This window comes from Streptomyces sp. NPDC034670, assembly GCF_055574875.1.
The window spans coordinates 1-3606 of record NZ_JBVITR010000119.1 but is presented as its reverse complement, the minus strand read 5'-3'; the positions used below and the strand labels follow the sequence as shown (position 1 = coordinate 3606).

Annotated in this window: 1 protein-coding gene; it reads left to right on the top strand. The window is 75.3% G+C overall.

Annotation, left to right across the window (positions count from 1 at the left end):
- Nucleotides 1-3606: SDR family NAD(P)-dependent oxidoreductase (locus ACZ56B_RS32650; RefSeq protein WP_468798657.1), on the top strand; the 3606-nt coding region annotated here is incomplete at both ends.

Here is a 3606-nt window from a genome sequence, read left to right as displayed (position 1 = left end):
GGAGTGGCGGCGTGGTGACCGGCCGCGCCGGGCGGGTGTCTCGGCGTTCGGGATCAGCGGCACCAACGCCCACGTCATCCTCGAAGAACCCCCGGCAGACAGGACCGAGCAGCCACAGCCCGCCACCCGGATCCCCGGGACCCGGCTCTCCGGGACCGAGCTTCCCGGCGCCCGGCTTCCCGTCACGCCGTGGATCGTGACGGGACGCGACGCCGACACCCTGCGCGCCCAGGCCGCCCGCCTCGCCGGACACCTCCGTACGAACCCCGCGTCACCCGCCGACGTCGGCCTGTCCCTGGCCACCACCCGGGCTGCCCTCACCCACCGGTCCGTCGTCCTCGGCCGCGACGCCGAAACCCTGCGCACGGGCACGGCAGCCCTCGCCGACGGCGACGACCACCCCGCCGTGGTGACGGGTCGCGTCCTCAAGGGCCGCACGGCGTGGATGTTCACCGGGCAGGGCAGTCAGCGCGTCGGCATGGGCCGTGAACTGCACGCCCACTACCCGGAGTTCAGGAAGGCCCTCGACGAGGTGTGCGGCCTCCTGGACGCCGAACTCGGAGCCTTTGACCCGGATCACGTCTCCCTCCGGGACGTGATCCTCACTGCCGAACCGGAGATCCTGGACCGCACCGGTTATGCCCAGCCCGCTCTGTTCGCCCTGCAGGTGGCGCTCGTGACGCTGCTGCGCTCGTGGGGCATGCGGCCCGACTGCGTCCTCGGCCATTCGGTGGGCGAGTTCGCGGCCGCCCACACGGCAGGTGTGCTCGAACTCCGGGACGCCGTACGGCTCGTGGCGGCTCGTGCCCGGCTGATGCAGGCGCTGCCCGAAGGCGGGGCGATGGCCGCCCTGGAGGGCACGGAGGCCGAGGTGACCGAGCTGCTTCAAGGGCTCGGCGGCAGGGGGCGGGCGGCCGTGGCGGTCGTCAACGGACCCGACTCGGTGGTCGTCTCCGGCGACGAGGGCCTGGTGGAGGAGGCGATGGCGGTGGCCCGGGAGCAGGGCCGCCGGGTGTCCCGGCTGCGGGTCAGCCACGCGTTCCACTCGCCGCTGATGGAGCCCATGCTCGCCGACTTCGCCACCGTCGCGGCCGGTGTCGTCTACGGCACACCCACCCTGAACGCCGTCAGCACGGTGACCGGAAGACCCGTAGGGGACGGGGACTGGACCACCGCCGAGTACTGGGTCGAACAGGTCCGGCGGCCCGTCCGGTTCCACGACGCCCTCGCCACCGCGACCGGCCCGCAGGGCGCCGCACGGCTCCTCGAGATCGGACCCGACCCCGTCCTCACCGCCCTCGCCCGCGACGCGGGACACGCCGCCGCGGCCACCCTGCGCAAGGGGCAGGCGGAGCCGGAGTCCGTCCTGACGGCCGCCGCCGAGATGTTCGTGCGGGGAGCCGAGATCAGCTGGTCCGCCCTCTTCGAGGGCACGGGCGCGCGCCGCGTGGACCTGCCCGCGTACGCCTTCCGACGCGACCGGTACTGGCTGCCCGACCACGCCGTCACCACCGACGACCGGGGCGCGGGCGGCGACACCGGCGCCGTCGAGTCACGCTTCTGGGATCTCGTGGAACGCGGCGAGACCGACGCGCTCGCCGAACGCCTGGGCGTCGGCACCGACGACGCCCTGGGCACCGTCGTTCCCGCGCTGTCCGAGTGGCGCCGCCAGGGCCGGCAGGCCCTCGAACAGGCCGGACGCCGCTACCGCGTGCGCTGGCGCCCGGCACGCCTCGGCGCCCGCGACGCCCACTGCCCCACGGACCGGTGGCTCGTCGCGACGTCCGACCCCGCAGGCGCGGACATCGCAGCCACCCTGCGCCGGTCCGGCGTCGACGTGGACGTCATCCAGCTCTCCGACACGGACACCCGCACCGACCTCACGGCACGGATACGGGCAGCCCTCACCGCACCGACCGCCACGGCGGGTCAGGCCCCTTCGTACGCCTTCGCCCTCGCCCTGCTGCCGTCGCCCGCCCAGGTGCTCACCCTGTGGCAGGCACTCGCCGACAGCGACCCGACGGCCCGCGTCTGGTGCGCCACCCGCTCCGCCCAGTCGGTCGGCGCCGGTGACATGCCGTCCCGGCCCGCCGAGGCGGCCGTATGGGGCCTCGGCCGCACCCTCTCACTGGAACAGCCCGACCGCTGGGGCGGCCTCGTCGACCTGCCCGAAGAGCTGACGGCCGACGTCCTGGAACGCCTCGCCGACGCGCTGACCGCACCCGGCGACGAGGACCAGCTCGCCCTCCGGCCCACCGGCGTTCTCGCCGCCCGCCTCGTACGCGACACCACCCCGAGCGGACGCCGGACGACCGACCGGGGCACCCGCTTCCACGGCACCGCCCTGGTCACCGGAGGCACCGGCGCGCTGGGCCGGCACATCGCCCACTGGCTCGTCGACAACGGTGCCGACCACCTCGTCCTCGTCTCCCGGCACGGTGCCGACGCACCCGGCGCGACCGACCTGCGCGCCGGACTCACCGAACGCGGTGCCCGTGTCACCCTGACCGCCTGCGACGTCACCGACCGCACGGCGCTCGCCGACCTGCTGGACGCCCACCCGCCGACCGTGATCGTCCACGCCGCGGGTGTCCTGGACGACGGACTCGCCGCCGACCTCACCCCCGAACGACTGGCGCGCGTCCTCGCCGTGAAGGCCGACGCCGCCCAGCACCTGCACGAACTGACCGCCGACCGAGCCCTCGACGCCTTCGTGCTGTTCTCCTCCACGGCCGGCGTGACCGGCAACGCGGGCCAGGCCGCCTACGCCGCCGCCAACGCCCGCCTCGACGCCCTCGCCCACCACCGCCGGGCCCTCGGCCTGCCCGCCACGTCCGTCGCGTGGGGGCCCTGGGCCGGGGACGGCATGGCCGCCGACCCCGTCGTCACCGCACACCTGGGCCGGCTCGGCATCCGCCCCCTGGCACCGGACACCGCCGTCGACGCCCTGCGCCGCATCCTGGACGACGACCGGATCTCCGCCACCGTCCTCGACGCCGACTGGGCCCGTTTCACCGCGGCCACCGCGTACGCGCGCCGCGGCTCACTCCTGCGCGAACTCACCGAGCCGGCACGAACCCAGGCGGCGCCTTCCGGGCCGGACGCCGAGCAGCAGCCCACGCCCACCGGCAGTGAACTGGCGGCGACCCTGCACGGCCGCCCGCCCGCGGAACGGGACCGCATCGTCCTCACCCACGTGCGCGACACCGTCGCCGCTGTCCTCGGACACGCCTCGGGCGGCGCGGTCGAACCCGACCGGCCCTTCAGCGATCTCGGCTTCGACTCCCTGACCGCCGTCGAACTCCGCAACCGCCTCGGCGCCGCGACCGGCCTCCGTCTGACCGCCGCCCTCGTCTACGACCACCCGACCCCGGCCGCGCTCGCCGCCCACATCCGCGCCCAGATGCCCGGGGACGGGACGAACGGCGAGGCCCACGGCAGTCCCGGAGCACCGACCGCGACCGCCACCGCGAGTGCCACCACCGGTGCCGTGGACGACGATCCGGTCGTCATCGTCGGTATGGCCTGCCGTTTCCCGGGGGGCGTCTCGTCCCCGGACGAGCTGTGGGAGCTGCTCGCCGAGGGCCGCGACGGCGTGACCCCGTT